General features: G+C 69.2%; 19 protein-coding genes. 4 read left to right on the forward strand and 15 right to left on the reverse strand.

Going from position 1 to position 17,544, the window contains the following annotated elements; genetic code table 11:
• Positions 1–23: 23 nt before the first annotated feature.
• The 5 genes from msrB to AC07RV_RS03165 all read right to left on the reverse strand — a co-directional run bounded on the left by msrB (position 24) and on the right by AC07RV_RS03165 (position 4,021).
• A complete protein-coding gene (gene msrB, locus AC07RV_RS03145; protein ID WP_296782349.1) occupies positions 24–536 on the reverse strand; it encodes a peptide-methionine (R)-S-oxide reductase MsrB in 513 nt (170 codons plus the stop codon).
• A gap of 179 nt (positions 537–715) precedes the next feature.
• Entirely contained in the window at positions 716–1,540 is an 825-nt protein-coding gene (locus AC07RV_RS03150; RefSeq protein WP_296782351.1) for an anti-sigma factor family protein, read from the reverse strand.
• On the reverse strand, positions 1,537–2,100 hold the full coding sequence (locus AC07RV_RS03155) for an RNA polymerase sigma factor (protein ID WP_296782353.1): 564 nt from the start codon (positions 2,098–2,100) through the stop codon (positions 1,537–1,539). Before AC07RV_RS03155 ends, AC07RV_RS03150 begins: the two co-directional genes overlap by 4 nt.
• Before the next feature lie 43 nt (positions 2,101–2,143).
• Complete coding sequence (locus tag AC07RV_RS03160; protein ID WP_296782355.1) at positions 2,144–3,640, reverse strand: YncE family protein; 1,497 nt, start codon at positions 3,638–3,640, stop codon at positions 2,144–2,146.
• 45 nt (positions 3,641–3,685) lie between these two features.
• Positions 3,686–4,021 carry a DUF305 domain-containing protein gene (locus AC07RV_RS03165; RefSeq protein ID WP_296782524.1) on the reverse strand — a complete coding sequence of 112 codons (336 nt, stop codon included), beginning with the start codon at positions 4,019–4,021 and terminating at the stop codon, positions 3,686–3,688.
• A gap of 344 nt (positions 4,022–4,365) precedes the next feature.
• On the opposite strand from AC07RV_RS03165, the gene msrA reads away from it, so the two are divergent.
• The gene (msrA, locus tag AC07RV_RS03170) at positions 4,366–5,118 is read left to right on the forward strand and encodes a peptide-methionine (S)-S-oxide reductase MsrA (protein WP_296782357.1); all 753 of its coding nucleotides are present in this window, start codon (positions 4,366–4,368) and stop codon (positions 5,116–5,118) included.
• Between the two features lie 42 nt (positions 5,119–5,160).
• Here the strand turns inward: msrA and cuyB are convergent, their stop codons facing one another.
• The 10 genes from cuyB to AC07RV_RS03220 all read right to left on the reverse strand — a co-directional run bounded on the left by cuyB (position 5,161) and on the right by AC07RV_RS03220 (position 14,047).
• A complete protein-coding gene (gene cuyB, locus AC07RV_RS03175; RefSeq protein WP_296782359.1) occupies positions 5,161–5,910 on the reverse strand; it encodes a cysteate racemase in 750 nt (249 codons plus the stop codon).
• Positions 5,907–6,596: an aspartate/glutamate racemase family protein gene (locus AC07RV_RS03180; protein WP_296782361.1), complete on the reverse strand. Its 690-nt coding sequence runs from the start codon at positions 6,594–6,596 to the stop codon at positions 5,907–5,909. The genes cuyB and AC07RV_RS03180 overlap by 4 nt, the downstream gene beginning before the upstream one ends.
• Positions 6,593–8,104 carry a dihydropyrimidinase gene (gene hydA / locus AC07RV_RS03185; RefSeq protein ID WP_296782363.1) on the reverse strand — a complete coding sequence of 504 codons (1,512 nt, stop codon included), beginning with the start codon at positions 8,102–8,104 and terminating at the stop codon, positions 6,593–6,595. Before hydA ends, AC07RV_RS03180 begins: the two co-directional genes overlap by 4 nt.
• Before the next feature lie 20 nt (positions 8,105–8,124).
• On the reverse strand, positions 8,125–9,060 hold the full coding sequence (locus tag AC07RV_RS03190) for an N-carbamoyl-D-amino-acid hydrolase (protein WP_296782365.1): 936 nt from the start codon (positions 9,058–9,060) through the stop codon (positions 8,125–8,127).
• Between the two features lie 45 nt (positions 9,061–9,105).
• Positions 9,106–9,792: an amino acid ABC transporter permease gene (locus AC07RV_RS03195; protein WP_057593062.1), complete on the reverse strand. Its 687-nt coding sequence runs from the start codon at positions 9,790–9,792 to the stop codon at positions 9,106–9,108.
• 21 nt (positions 9,793–9,813) lie between these two features.
• A complete protein-coding gene (locus tag AC07RV_RS03200; RefSeq protein ID WP_093349652.1) occupies positions 9,814–10,494 on the reverse strand; it encodes an amino acid ABC transporter permease in 681 nt (226 codons plus the stop codon).
• A 21-nt stretch (positions 10,495–10,515) separates the two neighbouring features.
• Positions 10,516–11,265, reverse strand: a complete 750-nt coding sequence (locus AC07RV_RS03205) for an amino acid ABC transporter ATP-binding protein (RefSeq protein WP_296782367.1) — start codon at positions 11,263–11,265, stop codon at positions 10,516–10,518.
• A gap of 52 nt (positions 11,266–11,317) precedes the next feature.
• On the reverse strand, positions 11,318–12,169 hold the full coding sequence (locus tag AC07RV_RS03210; RefSeq protein ID WP_296782369.1) for a transporter substrate-binding domain-containing protein: 852 nt from the start codon (positions 12,167–12,169) through the stop codon (positions 11,318–11,320).
• Positions 12,170–12,435: 266 nt separating this feature from the next.
• The gene (locus AC07RV_RS03215) at positions 12,436–13,350 is read right to left on the reverse strand and encodes a LysR family transcriptional regulator (protein ID WP_093349644.1); all 915 of its coding nucleotides are present in this window, start codon (positions 13,348–13,350) and stop codon (positions 12,436–12,438) included.
• Between the two features lie 55 nt (positions 13,351–13,405).
• Positions 13,406–14,047 carry a GntR family transcriptional regulator gene (locus tag AC07RV_RS03220; protein WP_093349641.1) on the reverse strand — a complete coding sequence of 214 codons (642 nt, stop codon included), beginning with the start codon at positions 14,045–14,047 and terminating at the stop codon, positions 13,406–13,408.
• A gap of 499 nt (positions 14,048–14,546) precedes the next feature.
• Between AC07RV_RS03220 and AC07RV_RS03225 the strand changes: the two genes are divergently transcribed.
• From AC07RV_RS03225 to AC07RV_RS03235, 3 genes are all read left to right on the forward strand, one after another.
• Positions 14,547–15,497, forward strand: coding sequence for a TauD/TfdA family dioxygenase (locus AC07RV_RS03225; RefSeq protein ID WP_281077003.1), 951 nt, complete (start codon positions 14,547–14,549; stop codon positions 15,495–15,497).
• A gap of 133 nt (positions 15,498–15,630) precedes the next feature.
• On the forward strand, positions 15,631–16,590 hold the full coding sequence (locus AC07RV_RS03230) for a Bug family tripartite tricarboxylate transporter substrate binding protein (protein ID WP_296782374.1): 960 nt from the start codon (positions 15,631–15,633) through the stop codon (positions 16,588–16,590).
• A gap of 70 nt (positions 16,591–16,660) precedes the next feature.
• Complete coding sequence (locus AC07RV_RS03235; RefSeq protein ID WP_208507623.1) at positions 16,661–17,536, forward strand: ABC transporter substrate-binding protein; 876 nt, start codon at positions 16,661–16,663, stop codon at positions 17,534–17,536.
• Positions 17,537–17,544: the final 8 nt, after the last annotated feature.

The raw sequence follows: 17,544 nt of genomic DNA on the forward strand, positions 1-17,544 counted from the left end.
GGCCCGGGTGCGCGGGAGCGGAATCAGGCGGCGCCGGGCGCGAATTTCATGGCCAGGCCGTTCATGCAGTAGCGCAGGCCCGTGGGCTGGGGTCCGTCGTTGAAGACATGGCCCAGGTGCCCGCCGCAACGGCGGCAATGCACCGCCGTGCGGGTCATGCCGTGGGAGCTGTCGCTCGTCTCGCCGACGGCGTTCGGCAACGGCTGCCAGAAGCTGGGCCAGCCAGTCTTGCTGTCGAACTTGGTCTTCGAGGAGAAGAGATCGAGCGCACAGCCCGCGCAGGCGAAGCGGCCCTCGCGATGTTCGTCGTTGAGCGGGCTGCTGTAGGGCCGTTCGGTGCCGTCCTGCCGCAGCACCGCGTACTGGTTCGGCGTGAGCAGCTTGCGCCATTCGGCGTCGGTCCGGGTGACCTCGAATTTGCCGGGCTCCGCGGCCTGCGCGGCACCGGAGCGCCAGCCCCAGGCGGCGGCCACCGCGGCCCCGAGCGTCGAAGCCGAGGCACCGAGGAAGAAACGACGATCCGAACGATGGGTCATGACAACTCCTGGACGATGGGGCGGGTGGCGGCCATCGATATGTACTGTTGAATATAACGAAGTACGCGCGAGACGCCAGCTTGGCGCAGCGCCGCCGCTTCGAAGGCTAGTTCGGCTGCCAGGGGCAAAAGGTTACGCCGCCGGCATCCGGCTCGACGGGCCGGCCGCTTGCCGTGGACCTACCCCTTGAGCTCCTCGCCGATCTGGCGCCGCATCTCGTCGGCCAGCGGATGCAGCACGCGCGCCTCGTTCGCCCCCACCACGCCGTAGCCCAGCCCGCGGTCGGCCCAGGCATAGCCCGTGTGCGGGCCGTCGATCCGCTTCATCGTCGGCGTGTCCTGGTCGACGGCCATCGGCCGCACCATCAGCGAAAGCCGCGTGGCCTGCGCATCCTGGTAGATGAAGAGGCCGGCCGGGCCATGCTCGGTCATGACCAGGCGACCGCCCACGAAGCCATAGCCCGCGGCCGAAAGATCGGGGATCGCGACCTGCCGTCCCAGCCGCGACGAGACCCAGCTGACGAGCTCCGCGCGCTGCGACGGTCCCATCTCCACCGGGCGCGTGGCATCCGATGCATAGATGTCGTAGCCGCGCGCCGCCTCGCGCCCCAGCGCGAAGATGCCGCTTCCCTCGGGGGCCTGCACGCCACGCAGAGACCATCCGGCGCCGCCACCGACGCCGAGCGCGAGCACCAGCGCGGCCGCCATGCCCCAGGGCCATCGCCGCGCGGGCGCGCGCCGTGCCTGCGCTTCCTGTCGATCGTGCTCGGCCACCATGCGCGCGAGGTTCAACCCGGGCGGCAGCGGTTCCTCGGCGATGGGGGCCAGCGCTTCGCGCAGCGCGCGCCGGTGCCGCGCATGGGCCTCGACCTCGTGGGCGACATCGGCATGCTGCCGCAAATACGCCCGCACCTGGTCATGGCGGCGCGGGTCGAGCACGCCATCGACGTAGGCATGCAGGTCTTCTTCGAGAATGGGTCGGGCGTCGGGTGGATCGACGTTCATTTGAGTCTCCGCAGGTGAGGGCGTGCCACAGGCTCGGCCTGCGACGGATCGGCCGGTGGCATGGCCTCGACACCGTCGAGCATGCGATGCAGCCGCTGGCGCGCGCGGGCCAGGCGCGACATGACGGTGCCCACCGGAATGCCGAGCGCCGCGGCGGCTTCGGCATAGGACAGGTCCTCGACGGCGACCAGCAGCAGCACCGCGCGCTGGTCTTCCGACAGGCCGTCGAGCGCGCGCATCAGTTCGTGGTGCCGCACGCGATGCTCCTGCTGCGCGGGCATGCCCAGCGCCCCTTCGTCGATCTTGTCGATATCGTCGATGGCCAGGTGCAGGCCCCGGCGCGATTGCTGGCGCATGCGCTGCACCGCGAGGTTGTGCAGGATCGCGAAGACCCAGGAACGCGTGTCCTCGGCCTCGCGCCGCTGGGCCCAGCGCGCGATCACGCGCTCGAGGCAGTCCTGCACCAGCTCGTCGGCCGATTCGCGATCCCGCAGCAGCGCGCGCGCATAGCGCCGCAAGGCGGGAATCATCGGCTCGACGAGCAGGATCAGGTCGCTCATGGATGCGTGAGGCGCTGCGGGGTCGGGGGAAGGCCCGATGCCATCAGAGGTCCTGGATCTGCACCGGGGCCGAGGGCTTGCCGCCGACCTGCGGCGCGATCACCAGGTAGCGCCGAGTATCGCCCGCGGGGCCGTCCTTCACCTGCTGGCGGATCGGCCCGATGGCATTCACGATGGCGGCGCCCGCCGGGTTGGTCATGAAGTTGGCGAGCGGCTGCCGCGTGCCGCTGCCGTCGGGCTTGTCGGCCAGCGCGAGCACATAGGGCTGCTTCGGCTCCAGTCCCGTTGCCGAGGCCTGCAGCACCTGCAGCAGGCCCTGGTCGAAGAGCGCGACGCTGGTCGGCGCACCAGCCGCGGTTGCTTCCTTGCGCGGTCCGGCCGGCACCAGCGAGAGGTGCGCGACCTGCCCGGCCAGCCCGGCCGGCTGCAGGCCCTGCATGCCGTCGCCCGCATCGGCCGGCACCGCATTCGGCACATAGGCAATCGCCTGCGGCGCCTGGCCGATGGGTACGTTCGCGACCACGGTATTGGTGGCCGTGTCGATCGCGGCCAGCGCATCGGCGTTCTCGAGTCCCACGTAGACGCGCTTGCCGTCACCCGAGGGCCACACGCCGTGCGGCAGCTTGCCCACGGGAATGGTCGCCACCTGCGAGAAGTCGTCGGTGCGGAACACCTTCACCTGGTTGAGGCCGCCCACGGTCACGTAGGCGAAGCTTCCCTTGGCGGTGGTGGCGAAGTTGACGTGGTTGGTGATCGGCCCGGTGTCGAAGGCCTTGATCGGCGCGAACGGCGGCTTCGCGTCGAACACCATCGTGCGGCCGATGTCCTTGAGCGTGAACCAGACCTGCTTGCCGTCGGGCGTGGCGGCGATGTTGGGGCAGAACGGGCTGTCCTGCTTCACGCGGCCCACGACCTGCTTGCTGGCCGTGTCGATCACCACGGTCTCGGGATTGAACGAGGAGCAGATGTAGCCGTACTTCCCGTCGGGCGAGAAGATCTGCATGCCCGGGCCGTTGGGCGTGGCGATGCGCGTCTTCTCCTCGAAGGTGGCGGCGTCGAGCACGGCCACATGGCTTTCGCCGCGCACGGTGACCCACACCTCCTTGCCGTCGGGCGTGTAGAAGGCCTCGTGCGGCGAGCGGCCCACGTAGGTGGTGTGCTTCACCGCGTTGGTCGCGGTGTCGATGAAGCTCACCGAGTTCGAGCCGATCGACACCACCGCGAGCGTGCGGTGGTCGGGCGAGAAGCCCATGCCGTGCACCAGCACCTGGCCGCGGTACAGCGGGCTGAAGTTGCCGGGCGCGGGATCGCCGAGGCGGATCACGCCCAGCAGCTTGTTGTCGACCGGATCGGTCACCGACACCGTGTTGGAGAACTGCTCGGCCGCGTACACGCGGTCGCGGTGGCTCATGGCGATGTCGGCTTCGGCGGCGGCACGCGGCGCCTGGCCGGCCTGCGCGCAGGCGGCCGAGGCCAGCAGCGCCGTGGCCGTCAGCCAGCGGAGGGAGAAGGGGAAGAGGGGAGAAGGGCGGTTCTTCATGGTGTTCTGGTGCTCGAAGGGAAGTGAAGGTGGACCTGGCGGCGCTTACGGGCGAGCAGGCTGCGTGGGCGCGGGCGTGGAGGGCGGCAGCGGCTGGTCGAGCGCCAGGCGCATCGCGGCGATCTCCTGCTGCTGCTCGACGATGATTTCCTGCGCGATGCGGCGCAGCTGCTCGTTGCTGCCGTGGCGCAGCTCGGCCAGCGCCATGTCGATGGCGCCCTGGTGGTGGGCGGTCATCATCTCGGCGAAGTCGCGGTCCACGTCGCCGGAGGACTTGATGGCCATGCCGGCCATCATCCGGGCCATGGCCGCGTCGTTCTCGGCGGCGAAGCCCGCCTGCGCGGGGTCGCGGGAGGTGCAGACGTCCATCAGCCGGGCCATCAGGCCGGCATCGCCGCCCATGCCAGACGGCGGCGCATGCCATGCGCCGAAGGCCACGGCCGCGCAGGCCAGCGCCGCGGCGCCGAGGAGCAGGGCGCGAGGGCGCCGCAAGCGGGAGGGAAGCGTCATCAGCATCGAAAGTCCTCGAAAGAGAGGGTTGTTGCGGACGTAGACGCCGCCGCGGACCGCTTATTCCATGCGATGGGACTTTTCGTTTGCGCAGGTTCGCCGGTTCGTTCGCGACGCGGTGTAACCGACGGCGCGATGCGTTCGAACTAGGAACAGGCGCGCCGGCCCGGCTCGCGCCGCACGGCCGCACGCCCATCCACGAAAGGTCCCGTCCCATGAACGATTCCCCGACACCCATCGAGCCCGCGTCCACCGGTCGCTCCCTGTCGCGCCGTGCCGCGTTGTGGGCCGCCGCCGGGCTGGCCGGCGTGGCCGCCTTCAGGCTGGTGCCGAGCCTGGCCGCCGAAAACGCCATCGTGATTCCCGTGCCCATGGTCGATGCCGCCGCCCCGACCGCGGCCACCGAGGTCGCGGTCATCGCCGGCGGCTGCTTCTGGGGCGTCCAGGGCGTGTACCAGCATGTGAAGGGCGTCGTCAGCGCGGTGTCCGGCTACGCCGGCGGCGACGAGAAATCCGCGCAGTACGAGATGGTCGGCACCGGAAGAACCGGCCATGCCGAAGCGGTCGCCATCACCTACGACCCCCGGCAGATCAGCTACGGACGCATCCTGCAGATCTATTTCTCGGTGGCCCACGACCCGACCGAGCTGAACCGGCAGGGCCCCGATCGCGGGACCCAGTACCGCTCGACCATCTTCGCGCAGAACGCGGAGCAGGCCCGTGTCGCCAAGGCCTACATCGAACAGCTCGGACAGCTCAAGAGCTTCGGCCAGCCGATCGTCACGACCATCGAGATGCAGAAGCGCTTCTTCCCGGCGGAGGCCTATCACCAGGACTACCTGACGCGCAATCCCTCGCAGCCGTACATCGTCTTCAACGACCTGCCCAAGATCGAGAACCTCAAGAAGGTGTTCCCGGATCGCTATCGCGCAGCGCCCGTGCTGGTGGGCAGTCGCGCGGCCGGCTGACCGGCCCGGTCCGCGCCGGCCGCCCGTGATCGATCTGCCGGTCTACCTGCGCGACATGGACGCGTGCGCCGACGCTTCGGCAGGCCGCATCAGCCCGATGGCCTCGCGCGCCAGCGCATCGATTGAATCGGTCAGCACCACATCGAATTCACCGCGCCGCGCCGCCGGCACGGCCAGCGGCAGCTCGGTGCAGCCGAGCACCACGGCACGCGCGCCTTGCCGCGCCAGCGCGCGAATGCCTTCGGCCGCGGGCGCGAAAGCCTCGTCGATGCGGTTGGCCTTCACGGCCGCGATCGCGGGCACGCACAGGCGCTGTACCTCCTCGGGCGACGGCTCGATGGTCTGGTAGCCGGCGGCACGCAGGTGGCGCTGGTACAGCCCCATCGCGATGGTCGCGGGTGTGCCGAGGATGCCGACCTTGCCCTCGGTCACGCCCTGGCGGCGCAGGTCCGCCACCACGGCCTCGACGATGTGCAGCAGCCGTGTCGGACTGGCGGCCTGCAGTTCGTCGAACCACAGGTGGGCGGTGTTGCAGGGGATGGCGATGCAGTCGGCGCCACCGGCCACCAGGGTATCGATGCCGCGCAGCATGCCGGGCAGCGGGCTCGGTCCCTGGCCGAGGAAGGCCGAGGAGCGGTCGGGAATGGCGGGGTCGTTGCACAGCAGCACGGGGATGTGCTGCTGGTCGTTGTCGGCCGGCGTGAGCTGCACCATGCGCAGCGCGAAGGCGGCGCCGGCCAGCGGGCCCATGCCGCCGAGCACGCCCAGCCGCCGCGGTGCGGCGTCGTTCACGTGGCGGCTCCGTCGCGCCAGGCCCGCGCGAGCCGGGCCGAGAGTTCGGCCGCCGCCTCGCAAGGGTCGATCACGGGCACGCCCACCGCGGCTTCGAGCGGGGCGCGCAGCTCGGCCATGCCGGCGCAGCCGAGCAGCACGACGTCGGCGCCGTCCTCGTCGACCAGCAGGCGCGCCGCCGCGATCATCGGCGCCAGCGCATGGGCGGCATCGCCCGACAGGTGCACCGGCAGGTCGAGCGGCCGTTCGGCCACGACGCGCTCGCGCACGCCCAGTGCTTCCCAGTAGCGCAGGTGGCGCGGGATGGCGGCACTGGCAATGGCGATCACGCCCACGCGCTCGCCGCGCGCCATGGCGGCGCGCATGCCGGCTTCGCCCAGGCCGACGACCGGGCGCTCGCTGTGCGTGCGCGCGGCGGCGATGCCGGGGTCGCTGAAGCAGGCCAGCACGAAGGCATCGGCCTCGGCGGCATGCGCGGTCACGTCGTCGGCCGCGAGGCGCGCGCCCCGCTCGAAGTCGTCCTGCGTGACGATGCCCGGCGGGCCGTCGTGCGCGGTGACGCAATCGAAGTCGCATTGCGCGGGCGGCACGGTGGCGCGGAAGGCGCGTGCCACGGCCTCGGTCACCGAGACGCTGCTGTTCGGGTTCAGCACGCGCACGCGCGGCGGATTGGCGGTGGTGTTCATGCCTTCTCCTCCCCGAGGCCGATCAGCGCCTTCAGCACATGGCCATGCGGGCGCTGTACGGGCGCCACCGGTGCGCGGCGCCTGAGGTCCGGTGCACCGCGGCGCAGGTACTGGCCGCTGCCGCGCTCGGCATGCAGCGCGCCGTCCTCGATCACCACGCGGCCGCGGCTCACGACCACCTCGGGCCAGCCCTGGATGGTCCGGCCCTCGTAGGGCGTGTAGCCGGCGTTGTCGTGCAGCATGGCGGCGCTGATGGTGGTCTCGCGCTCGGCGTTCCACACCGCGATGTCGGCGTCGGCGCCCAGCGCGATCGCGCCCTTGCGCGGCGCCAGGCCATAGAGCCGGGCATGGTTGGTGGCGGTGAGCGCCACGAACTGGTGGATGTCGATGCGCCCCTTGAGGAAGCCTTCGCTGAACAGCAGCGGCAGGCGCAGCTCGATGCCGGGCACGCCGTTGGCCATTTCCTTGAAGGTGGTGGCGTCGCCCTTGGGCAGCTTGCCGGTCTCGTCGAAGCGGTAGGGCGCATGGTCCGACGAATAGGTGGCCAGGGTGCCGTCGATCAGGCCGCGCCAGATGGCCTCCTGCGCATCGGCATCGCGCGCGGGCGGCGAGCAGCAGAACATCGCGCCCTCCAGCCCCGGCCGATCCATGTCGTCCGCCGTCAGGAACAGGTACTGCGGGCAGCTCTCGGCCAGCACGTTGGCGCCCAGGGTCTGGGCCTGGCGGATCACTTCCACGGTGTCGCCGCCGGCCACGTGCACCAGCAGCAGCGGCACGTCGACCAGCCGCGCCAGTGCGATGGCGCGGTAAGTGGCCTCGGTCTCGGCCAGCGGATCGTGCGCCACGCCGTGGAACTTGGGCGCGGTGTGGCCGCGGTCGATCAGGCGCTGCGCGATCCAGCGGATCATGTCGTTGTTCTCGGCATGCACCATCACCAGCGCGCCCTCGGCCCGCGCCAGCGCGAGCACCTCGAGCAACTGGTAGTCCTCGAGCTTCATGCGGTCGTAGGTCATGTAGACCTTGAGCGAGGTGATGCCGTCGCGGATGGCCGCGGGCAGGTCGGTCGAGAGCGTGGCGTCGTCGGGGTTGGCCAGGATCAGGTGGAAGCCGTAGTCGATCACCGCCTTCTCGGCCGCGCGCTGGCTGTAATCGGCCAGTACCTCGGGCACCGACATCTCGCGGTGCTGCGCCGCGAAGGGCAGGATGGTGGTGGTGCCGCCGAAGGCGGCCGACACGGTGGCCGAGTAGAAATCGTCGGCGCACATCATGCCCATGCCCGAGCGCTGCTCGACGTGGCAGTGGCTGTCGATGCCGCCCGGCAGCACCCAGCGGCCGGTGGCGTCCACGTCGCGCCGGCCCGGCGGCAACGAGCCGCCGATGGCGGCGATGCGGCCGTCGCGCACGCCGAGGTCGCCCTCGACCACGCGGCCGTCGGTGACGATGCGCCCGCCGCGGATCGTGAGGTCGAAGGGTTCTTCGCCGATCAGCGAAGCGATGGTGGTGTCCATGAGGGGTTCCGTGCGCGCGTTCAGACCAGCGGCTCGCCCGCGCCCGTGCGCTCGACGATCAGGCGGTAGTGCTCGGGGCGGCGGTGCTTGGCGAAGTTGAACACGTGCTGGCGAAAGTACTCGCCCAGCGACATGTCGGCCTTCACGCAGATCACCTCGTCCTCTTCCGTGAGCGAGCGCGCCACGATCTCGCCCGTGGGCGCGACGATGGCCGAGCTGCCGATCATGTGGTGGCCGTCCTCCGAGCCGCACTTGGCGGCCGCCGCCACCCAGATGCCGTTCTGGTAGGCATTGGCCTGCAGCGACACCAGGTGCGTGGTGGTGCGCAGGTGCACCGGCTCGTTCCAGTGGATGTTGAGCGAGGGCGTGTTGTAGCCCAGCACCACCACCTCGGCGCTCTGCAGCGCCATCACGCGGTAGGTTTCGGGCCAGCGCCGGTCGTTGCACAGGCACATGCCGAAGCGCGTGCCCATGGTGTCGAAGACGCGGAAGCCCAGGTCGCCGACCTCGAAGAACTTCTTCTCAAGGTGCTGGAACGGCGCCTCGGGCTTGTGCTCGGAATGGCCGGGCAGGTGGATCTTGCGGTACTTGCCGACGATGGCGCCCGCGCGGTCCACGATGATCGCGGTGTTGTAGCGCGTGCCCTCGGGCGTCAGTTCGGCATAGCCGAGGTAGAAGCCCAGGCCGAGCGCCTTCGCCTCGTCGAACAGCGGCTGCACCTGCGCATTGGGCATGGCCGGCTCGAAGAAGCGGGCCTCGGCCTCGGCCTCGTCCATCCAGTAGCGCGGAAAGAAGGTGGTGAGCGCGAGCTCGGGGAACACGACCATCTCTGCACCGCGGCCCTTGGCGTCGCGCATCAGCTCGACCATGCGGCGCACGACCGCCTCGCGGGTGTCCGCCAGATGTACCGGGCCCATCTGGGCGACGGCCAGGCCCAGGGTACGTTTGCTTGTCATCATTGCTTCCTCAATCAGCGTTGGTGGTTGTAGGGGTCAGGCGCCTCAGGCGGCCTTGGGATTCGGGCGGCGCTGGCGTTTCTCCAGCCGCCCCAGCAGCACGACCAGCGGCCACAGCAGCGCGAGATAGATCAGCGCGGCCAGCACGATGGGCGTGGGGTTGTAGAGCATCGATTGCGCGGAGCGCGCGGCATACAGCATCTCGGGCACCGACACCACGCTGGCGATGGTGGTGAGCTTCACCACCTCGATCATGTTGCTCACGAGGTCGGGGAACACGTTGCGCACCGCCTGCGGGATCTCCACGAACAGCAGGCTGGCCGGGCGGCCCATGCCGGTGGACAGCGCGGCCTCGCGCTGGCCGCGCGGCACCGACTCCAGGCCCGCGCGCAGGATCTCGCCGAAGTAGCTCGAGTTGTTGAGCATGAAGCCCAGCGCCACGCAGGCCATGGGCGAGAGCTCCATGCCGAGGTAGGGCAGGCCGGTGTAGAGGAAGATCAGCAGCACCAGCGGCGGGAAGGCGCGGAAGAAGTCGATGTAGACCACGAGCAGCGCGCGCACCAGCCGGTTGCGGATCACGAAGCCGGCCAGCGCCAGCACCATGCCGGCCGCCAGCCCGAGCGGGATCACCCAGGCCGACAGCAGCAGCGTGTTGAGCAGGCCCTGCAGGATGTAGGGACCGACCTCGCGCACCACGCCGAGGTTGAAGAAGTACTGGAGGATGAGTTCCATGGAGGGATCCGTTCGGCGGCGTCAGTGGCGGCCCGCGCCGTGGCGCCGCTCGATGTAGCGCCCGGCGACCACCACGGGCAGGAAGATCACGAGGTAGCCCAGCGCGCCCATCATCAGCGGCGTGGGATTGCCCGCGAAGCTGGTGGCCGAGGTGGCCTGGTTCAGGATCTCGTTGAGCGCGGCCACCGAGCCGTAGGCCGTGCCCTTGGTGATGGCGATCACGCGGTTGGTCAGCGGCGCCACCATCAGCCGGCACGACTGCGGCAGCAGCACGTGCACCATGGCCTGCGTGTGGCTCAGGCCGGTGGAGCGCGCGGCCTCCATCACGCCGCGCGGCTGCGACTCGATGCCGGCCCAGAACACCTCCTCGGAGAAGGCCGCGAGCACCAGCGTCAGGGCCAGCCAGGTCGAGGCGAAGGCGCCGAGCGACAGGCCCAGGAAGGGCAGCGCGTAATAGAACAGGATGATCAGCACCAGCGGCGGCAGCGCGCGCAGGATGTCGACCAGCGTCGACACCAGCAGCGGCAGCCCGCGCACCGGCAGGCTGCGCAGGTAGGCCAGCACGATGCCCAGCGCCAGGCCGGCGGCGATCACGGCCAGGCCCAGCTCGATCGTCACGCGCGCGCCGTCCAGCACCTGGGGCAGGTAGCGCGCGGCGATGTCGCCGTTGAAGAAGGTGAAGACGAGCTTGTCGAACTGCATGCGGCGCTTCCGGTCGGTCGCTCAGAGCGCGCGGCTGCCGATGCTGGCGATGAAGGCCGCGGTGCGCGCATGCACCGGCGCCTCGAACACCTGCGCGGGCGAGCCCTGCTCGACGATGGCACCGCCGTCCATGAACACCACGCGGTCGGAGGCCGCCTTCGCGAAGCCCATCTCGTGCGTCACCACCACCATGGTCATGCCGTCGGCGCGCAGCTCGCGCATCACCTGCAGCACGCCGCCGACCATCTCGGGGTCGAGCGCGCTGGTCGGCTCGTCGAACAGCACCAGCGCGGGCTTCAGCGCGATCGAGCGCGCGATGCCCACGCGCTGCTGCTGGCCGCCCGACAGCTGGGTGGGGCGCACGCGCGCCTTGTGCTCCATGCCGACGCGCGCGAGCGCCTCCATGGCGCTGTGCTCGGCCGCGTCGCGCGCCATCTTCTTGACCTTGCGCAGCGCCAGCGTCACGTTGCCCAGCACGTCGAGGTGCGGGTAGAGGTTGAAGGCCTGGAACACCATGCCCACGCGCTCGCGCAGCCGGTTCAGGTTGGCGCCGCGCGCATAGATGTCGTGGCCCTCCACGCGCACCTCGCCGTGGCTCGCGTCCTCCATGCGGTTGCAGCAGCGCAGCAGCGTGCTCTTGCCCGAGCCCGAGGGACCGATCACCGAGACCAGCTCGCCCGCCTGCACGTCGAGGTCGATGCCGTTGAGCACGGGAACGCTGCCAAAGGATTTTTGCAGGTTGCGGACTTGCAGGAGCGGGGAAGACGTCACGGCGATGCTCGGCTGATGGGGGACGGGGTGGACGGGGAGGGCAGGGGCGCGCTTACTTGCAGACCGGCTTGGCGCTCGTGGCCTCGTAGCCGAACAGGCCCGGGATGCCGTGGCCGGCCGGCGAGACCACCGTGGCCGAGTCGGCCGCGGGCTCGGCGCCGAACCACTTCGTGTGCAGCTTCTGCAGCGAGCCGTCGAGCTTCATGCACTTGAGCACGTTGCTCACCTGGTCGCGCCCGGCCTTGTCGTCGATGCGGAACGGAATGGCCCAGACCGAGCCGGTCTTGATGACGAAGGTGGTCTTGATCGCCGGCGCGCTCTTCACGGCCCAGGCCGAGGGCGTGACGCCCGCGAGGTTGGCGTCGCCGCGGCCCGAGATCACGGCCTGCACCGCGTCGGCGTTGGTGCCGTAGACGGCGATCTCGTAGCCGTACTGCGCCTGGTTGTTGCGCGCCCATTCCTCGGGGCCCGATCCCTTGTTCACGGCGATGGTCTTGCCCTTGAGGTCTTCGAGGCGCTGGATGTCGTTGCGCTCCTTCTTCACGACCAGCGTGAAGTTGTTTTCGAGGTAGCCCTCGGTGAAAAGCACCGACTTCGCACGCTCGGGCGAGACCGTGGTCGGCGCCATCAGGAAGTCGAACTTGCCCGCGTTGAGCGCCGGGATCAGCGCCGAGTACTGCGCGCCCTCGATCTCGATGCGGCGGCCGAGGCGCTTGGCGATCTCTTCTCCGAGCTCGACGTTGAAGCCCTGGTAGCCGCCGCTGAGCTTGGGAAAGGCATGCGGCGGGAAGTTGGGATCGACGCCGGTGCGCAGCGGCGCGGGCTGGGCGGCGGCGGTGCCGGCGGCACCCGCGATGAGGGCGAAGGCCAGCGGCGCCAGCAGGGACTTGAGGTGACGGAACATGGGCTTTTCTCCAGAAAAATTCGCGGCCAAAACGGCGGGGTTCGCGGGGAGCGAACTGCACCGCGGTGGTGTGCGGTGACGATGCGACGAATTATTTCGAGCGAGAAAAGCGGCGTCGATTGATGCTTTGTGCGGCGTCCTTACGCGTTGGTTAACACCTGGCCCCGGGCTGGTGCACCGTGTTTTGGCGCGCCTATATGCGGTGCGAAGCGCATGCTATTGGGGCATTCCCTGATCTCGAGCGCCGGGCCGGACCGAGGCGGCGTTCAGTCTTCCTGCGCTTGCGGCGCGGCGAGGCCGCGCTGCATCAGCACGCTGCGCAGCGTTCGCACGAAGGCTTCGGCGGCCGGCGAGAGCGGGTCGGTGCGCAGGTGCACGAGGTGCGCGACCAGCGGCTCGATGCCCTCCACCGGCAGGATGCGAAAGCGCGCGTCGGGCCAGGCCTGCAGCGAGAACTCGTCGACCAGCGCGATGCCCGCGCCCAGGTGCGTGAGCGCGCAGGCGTTCTGCGGCGAGCCCACCTCGAGCATGGTGCGCGGGGCCTCGTCGAGCGACGCGAAGAAGTGGCGCACCAGCTCGCCGAAGGGCGTGCCGCGCGGGTACGACATCAGGTCGTAGGGCAGCAGGTCCTGCGCGCCGACCGCGTTGCGCGCGGCCAGCGGATGCGTGTGCGGGCAGATGCACACGATGCGGCAGCGCGCGACCGGCATCGTGATGAGGTTCGGATGGTCCACCGCCTCGAGCGAGATGCCGAGGTCGAAGTGCCGGCTCAGCAGGCGCTCGCGCAGCAGGTCCTGGTTGAGGCACTTGAAATGCACGCGCGTCTCGGGGTTGGCCTGGTGGTAGTGCGCGATCGCCATCGGCACCAGCATGTGGCCGATGCCCGGGCTCGACACCACGCTGATCAGGCCCGAGCGGCGCGCCATGAGTTCGTGCGAGAGGTCGCTGATGCGCTGCACGCCCTGGTAGACGTCCTCGACCTCGTGGTAGAGGCGCCGCGCCTCGGCCGTGGGCGACAGCCGGCCCTTGATGCGCATGAAGAGCGGAAAGTTGAGCTGGGTCTCGGTGTGCGAGAGCACCCGGCTCACGGCGGGAACGGACACATGCAGCAGGCGGGCGGCATCGCTCACGGAGCCGGTGGCCATGATGGCCCGGAACACTTCGATTTGACGCAGATTCATGGCGCGGAACTTTAGCGCTACATCGCGCCGGCCACCGGGACCGCGCCGCGGGCGCCTATTCCTGCAGCGCCGCCTGCGTGTGCTCGATGTGCTTCTCGAGCAGTTCCACCGCCAGCGGGATGTTCTTGGCGATGCAGGCCTTGAGGATCTGCGAATGCTCGGACTGCGAGGACTTGCGCCCCACCTTGTGCGACTGCAGGGCCCGCAGGTGGCGCGCGATGCCGCGCACGCTCTCCTCGATCATCTTGAGCAGCTTGTCGCGCCCGCAGGGTCGGTAGAGCGTCAGGTGGAACTCGAGGTTCAGGTCGGCCCATTCCTGCGGCGATTCGCTGCCGTCGTAGCGCGCGATGATCTCGCGCGCGGCGCGGTGGTGCGCGGGACGCAGGTGCGGGATCGCGAGCTTGAGCGCGCGGGTCTCGAGCGCGATGCGGATGTCGAGCGCCTCGACCAGGTCCTTGATCGACTGCGACGCCACGGTCGAGCCCGCGTGGGCGCGGTGCTCGATCAGGCCTTCGGCCTCCAGCCGCTTGAGGGCCTCGCGCACGGGAATGCGGCTGACGCCGAAGCGCTCGGCCAGCGCCTGCTGCTTGAGCTGCACGCCGATCCCCAGTTCGCCGCTCAGGATCAGTTGGCGCAAGGATTCCGTGACGGAATCGGCCGAGAGGATCTGCTCGCCGGTCGGTGCCTGGGCCACCATTCGAACTCCCTTGTTGTCGTCGCCATGAACTGCGGGGGATTCTACGGAAGATCCCATTTCGGATCCCTTGGGCAAGGGTGCCCGGGACATCCTGTATAGCCGGCGGCGGCCGCAGCGGTTAAAACCTAGATCCTGGATTGGATCCAATCTGGAACGCTTCTTGCTCGTCGTTTTCCCGAAGTCCGGAGGGGGCCTGCCAGGCGTCGAATGTGTGCGTTGCGCCCCACATTGGATCCAATCCTGAATTCAATCATGGAGCCATTTGTAGGTATTTCCCCTTGATTTGCCCTCGTGCCCGTTGCGGTGGAAGCGAATGGCTGCCTAACATCTGTACCTGTCTATACATCAGTAGACAAAGCCCAATCATCTTTCTGGAGAGTTCATGTCCGAGTCGAGTTATCTGAGCGGCGCCTGCGTTTGGTCGGGTGCCGAGATGGGCCAAAACCATCGGTGGGTCAAACAGTTTCCCGCCGTCGTTCTGGATCAAATCGATACTGCGTTGCAAAAGACCGAGGGCCTCGACTGGCGCAGGATCGACCGCCAGAACTTCCCGCTGCCCGATGCCAAGGCCTTCTTCGACGAGGTGCGCGAGGAGCTCGAGAACGGCTCGGGCATGGTCAAGATCCGCGGCCTCGAGGTGGGGCGCTACCAGCAGGAGCAGCTGCGCCGGATCTGGTACGCGCTGGGCGCACACCTGGGCACGCCGATGTACCAGAACTACCGTGGCGAGGTGATGCGCGAGATCAAGGACGAGGGGATGGGCGTCGGCGCCAAGCTCTACGGCGCGACCGTCGACGAGCACGGCAAGCAGTTCCTCTCGTCGGGCGCGCGCACGCTGTCGCCGGGACAGCTGCGCTTCCACACCGACCGCTGCGACGTGGTCGGGCTGCTGTGCGTGCGCCAGGCCTCCGAAGGCGGCGTCAGCAAGCTCGCGAGCAGCGCCACCGTCTACAACCGCATCCTCGAGCGCCGGCCCGATCTGCATGCGCTGCTGTGCAGGCCGATTCCGCGCAGCCGCTTTGGCGAGGAGGCCGGCGGCGAGCACGTGGCCTACGACCTGCCGATCTTCGGCGTGCGCGACGGCAAGCTCACCAGCCATTTCTCGCTGACCTACATCGAGAACGCGCAGATGCTGCCCGACGTGCGCAAGCTCGGCGAGGCCGAGCACGAAGCCATCCAGCTGTTGATGGCGGTGGCCGAGGAGGAGTGCTTCGAGATGCGCTTCGCGCCCGGCGACATCCAGCTGCTCAACAACCACGTGATCTACCACGGCCGCACGGCCTTCAAGGACAACGTGCAGACCGGCGAGGACCGCATGCTCATGCGGCTGTGGCTGTCGGTGCCCAATTCGCGCGCGCTGCCGCCCGACCATGCGGTGCTGTGGGGCGATGTCGGTTCGGGCAAGCCGCACGGGGGCATCGCGCAGCCCGCGGCGGCGCTGCCGGTCTGAAGCGCACCGCGCCGCCCGATGCCCGCGCGGGCCCGGGCTCTCGGTCTTTCTCTTCGCTGCAGGACTCCTTCGCCAAGGAGTGCTGCCTTCTGCAACCTGCATGAGTTCTCGAGAGGTTTCTATGAATCGATGGATGCGATGGCTGGCCGTGGCGTTCCTGGTCTGCACGGCCGGCGCGGCTTCGGCGCAGGACTGGCCGAGCAGGCCGATCCGCTTTGTCGTGCCCTGGCCGCCCGGCGGACTCAACGACACCATCGCCCGCGCGTTCAACGACCGCGTCGGGCAGGCGCTGGGGCAGCCGGTGGTGCTGGACTTCAAGCCCGGTGCCGCGGGCCGCATCGGCGTGTCGGACGTGGCGCGCTCGGCGCCCGACGGCTACACCGTCGGCATGGGCAACCTCGGGCCGCTGACGATCCATCCGGTGCTCTACAAGCAGATGCCCTACGACGTGAAGAAGGACCTGCTGCCGATCGCGATGTTCGCCGCCTCGCCGCTGGTGCTGGTGGTGCCGGCCACCTCGCAGTTCAAATCGGCGCGCGAACTGGTCGAGGCGGCGCGCGCGAAGCCCGGCGCCTACAACTTCGCCTCGGTGGGACTCGGCAGCCCCGCGCACCTGACCTTCGAGCTGGTGAACGCCAAGGCCGGCATCCAGATCGTCCACGTGCCCTACAAGGGCACCAACGAAGCGCTGCCCGCGGTCATCGCGGGCGACGTGCACGCCACCTTCGACACGCTGTCGAGCCTGCAGCCCTTCATCAAGGCCGGCAAGCTGCGACCGCTGGCCGTCACCACGGCCGAGCGCGTCGCGCAGTTTCCCGAGGTGCCGACGCTCAAGGAGCTCGGCCTGCTCGATGACCCCGTGCTGTCCTGGTATGCGCTGATCGCGCCGGCGCGCACGCCGGCCGCAATCGTCGCGAAGCTGTACAAGGCCTATGGCGATGCCGCGCAGACCCCGGAGATCCAGAAGCTGCTGGCCGCGCAGGGCCTGATCTACCTGCCGATGTCCTCGGCCGAGTTCCAGGCCGGCATCGACAAGGAGACCGCCCGCTGGGCCCGGATCATCCAAGACCACCGCATCGAAGTCACGCCCTGAACACCACGCATCTCTCGCCACCCGGACCGCTTTTTCCCCTCGATTCCAACCAACCCAACGGAGCCCCGACATGACATCCCCCCAGCGCCAGCGAACCACTTCCCACGCCAGGCCGCTCGCCTCGGCACTCGCAGCCCTCCTCGTGAGCGCCGCCTCGTTCGCGGCTTCCGCGGCACCGGACTACGGCAAGTGCGAAGTCACGGGCCAGCGCGGCTCGGTGAAGCTCGAGACCGTGGTGCCGGGCGCGCTGTCCGTGCGGCCCGTGCTGCCCTCGCCGGGCTGGTGGAACGGCGACTCGATCGACACCATCAAGGACGGCTTCGAATATTGCATGGCCGCCAACATGGCCTACCGCGCCGGCCTCGACAAGGTGGTGGTGGTGAACCGCTCGTTCGCGCAGATCCTCACGGGCCAGGCGCAGGGCTTCGACATCGCGCTGAGCCAGATCACCATCACCGACGAGCGCAAGAAGGTGGTGAACTTCACCGAGCCCTACTTCAGCTCGGACCAGGGCATCCTGGTGAAGGCCGGCGTCAAGGTCGACAAGGAGAGCATCAAGAAGCTGCGCCTCGGCGTGAAGCAGGGTACGACCATCCTTGGCTACCTCGCCGACAACGTCAAGCCGGTGGAACAGCCCAAGGTCTTCGCCGAGGCGGCCGCGATGTACGCGGCGCTGGCGGCCGGCCAGGTCGATGCCGTGCTCTACGACACGCCCAACCTGCTGGCGCGCGCCAAGCAGTCGAACGGCCTGTTCGAGGTGGTCGGCCGCTACGACACGGGCGAGCGCTGGGGCGGCCTCGTCAACAAGGACTCGCAGAACATGGCGACCTTCAACAAGCTGATCGACGAGATGAAGCGCGACGGCACCTTCGCGCGCCTGGCGAACCAGTACCTGACGCCCAGCCTCGGCGCCGATCCCACCAAAGTGCCCGTCTTCAATCCCTGAGACCGAGA

The organism is Variovorax sp. GW821-FHT09B01, assembly GCF_059418345.1.

What these genes read in the sequence shown, in the direction of transcription:
- msrB (WP_296782349.1), bottom strand. Translation starts at nt 536, where the DNA reads ATGACCCATCGTTCGGATCGTCGTTTCTTCCTCGGTGCCTCGGCTTCG.
- AC07RV_RS03150 (WP_296782351.1), bottom strand. Translation starts at nt 1,540, where the DNA reads ATGAACGTCGATCCACCCGACGCCCGACCCATTCTCGAAGAAGACCTG.
- AC07RV_RS03155 (WP_296782353.1), bottom strand. Translation starts at nt 2,100, where the DNA reads ATGAGCGACCTGATCCTGCTCGTCGAGCCGATGATTCCCGCCTTGCGG.
- AC07RV_RS03160 (WP_296782355.1), bottom strand. Translation starts at nt 3,640, where the DNA reads ATGAAGAACCGCCCTTCTCCCCTCTTCCCCTTCTCCCTCCGCTGGCTG.
- AC07RV_RS03165 (WP_296782524.1), bottom strand. Translation starts at nt 4,021, where the DNA reads ATGGCCCGGCTGATGGACGTCTGCACCTCCCGCGACCCCGCGCAGGCG.
- msrA (WP_296782357.1), top strand. Translation starts at nt 4,366, where the DNA reads ATGAACGATTCCCCGACACCCATCGAGCCCGCGTCCACCGGTCGCTCC.
- AC07RV_RS03180 (WP_296782361.1), bottom strand. Translation starts at nt 6,596, where the DNA reads ATGAACACCACCGCCAATCCGCCGCGCGTGCGCGTGCTGAACCCGAAC.
- hydA (WP_296782363.1), bottom strand. Translation starts at nt 8,104, where the DNA reads ATGGACACCACCATCGCTTCGCTGATCGGCGAAGAACCCTTCGACCTC.
- AC07RV_RS03190 (WP_296782365.1), bottom strand. Translation starts at nt 9,060, where the DNA reads ATGACAAGCAAACGTACCCTGGGCCTGGCCGTCGCCCAGATGGGCCCG.
- AC07RV_RS03195 (WP_057593062.1), bottom strand. Translation starts at nt 9,792, where the DNA reads ATGGAACTCATCCTCCAGTACTTCTTCAACCTCGGCGTGGTGCGCGAG.
- AC07RV_RS03200 (WP_093349652.1), bottom strand. Translation starts at nt 10,494, where the DNA reads ATGCAGTTCGACAAGCTCGTCTTCACCTTCTTCAACGGCGACATCGCC.
- AC07RV_RS03210 (WP_296782369.1), bottom strand. Translation starts at nt 12,169, where the DNA reads ATGTTCCGTCACCTCAAGTCCCTGCTGGCGCCGCTGGCCTTCGCCCTC.
- AC07RV_RS03215 (WP_093349644.1), bottom strand. Translation starts at nt 13,350, where the DNA reads ATGAATCTGCGTCAAATCGAAGTGTTCCGGGCCATCATGGCCACCGGC.
- AC07RV_RS03220 (WP_093349641.1), bottom strand. Translation starts at nt 14,047, where the DNA reads ATGGTGGCCCAGGCACCGACCGGCGAGCAGATCCTCTCGGCCGATTCC.
- AC07RV_RS03230 (WP_296782374.1), top strand. Translation starts at nt 15,631, where the DNA reads ATGCGATGGCTGGCCGTGGCGTTCCTGGTCTGCACGGCCGGCGCGGCT.
- AC07RV_RS03235 (WP_208507623.1), top strand. Translation starts at nt 16,661, where the DNA reads ATGACATCCCCCCAGCGCCAGCGAACCACTTCCCACGCCAGGCCGCTC.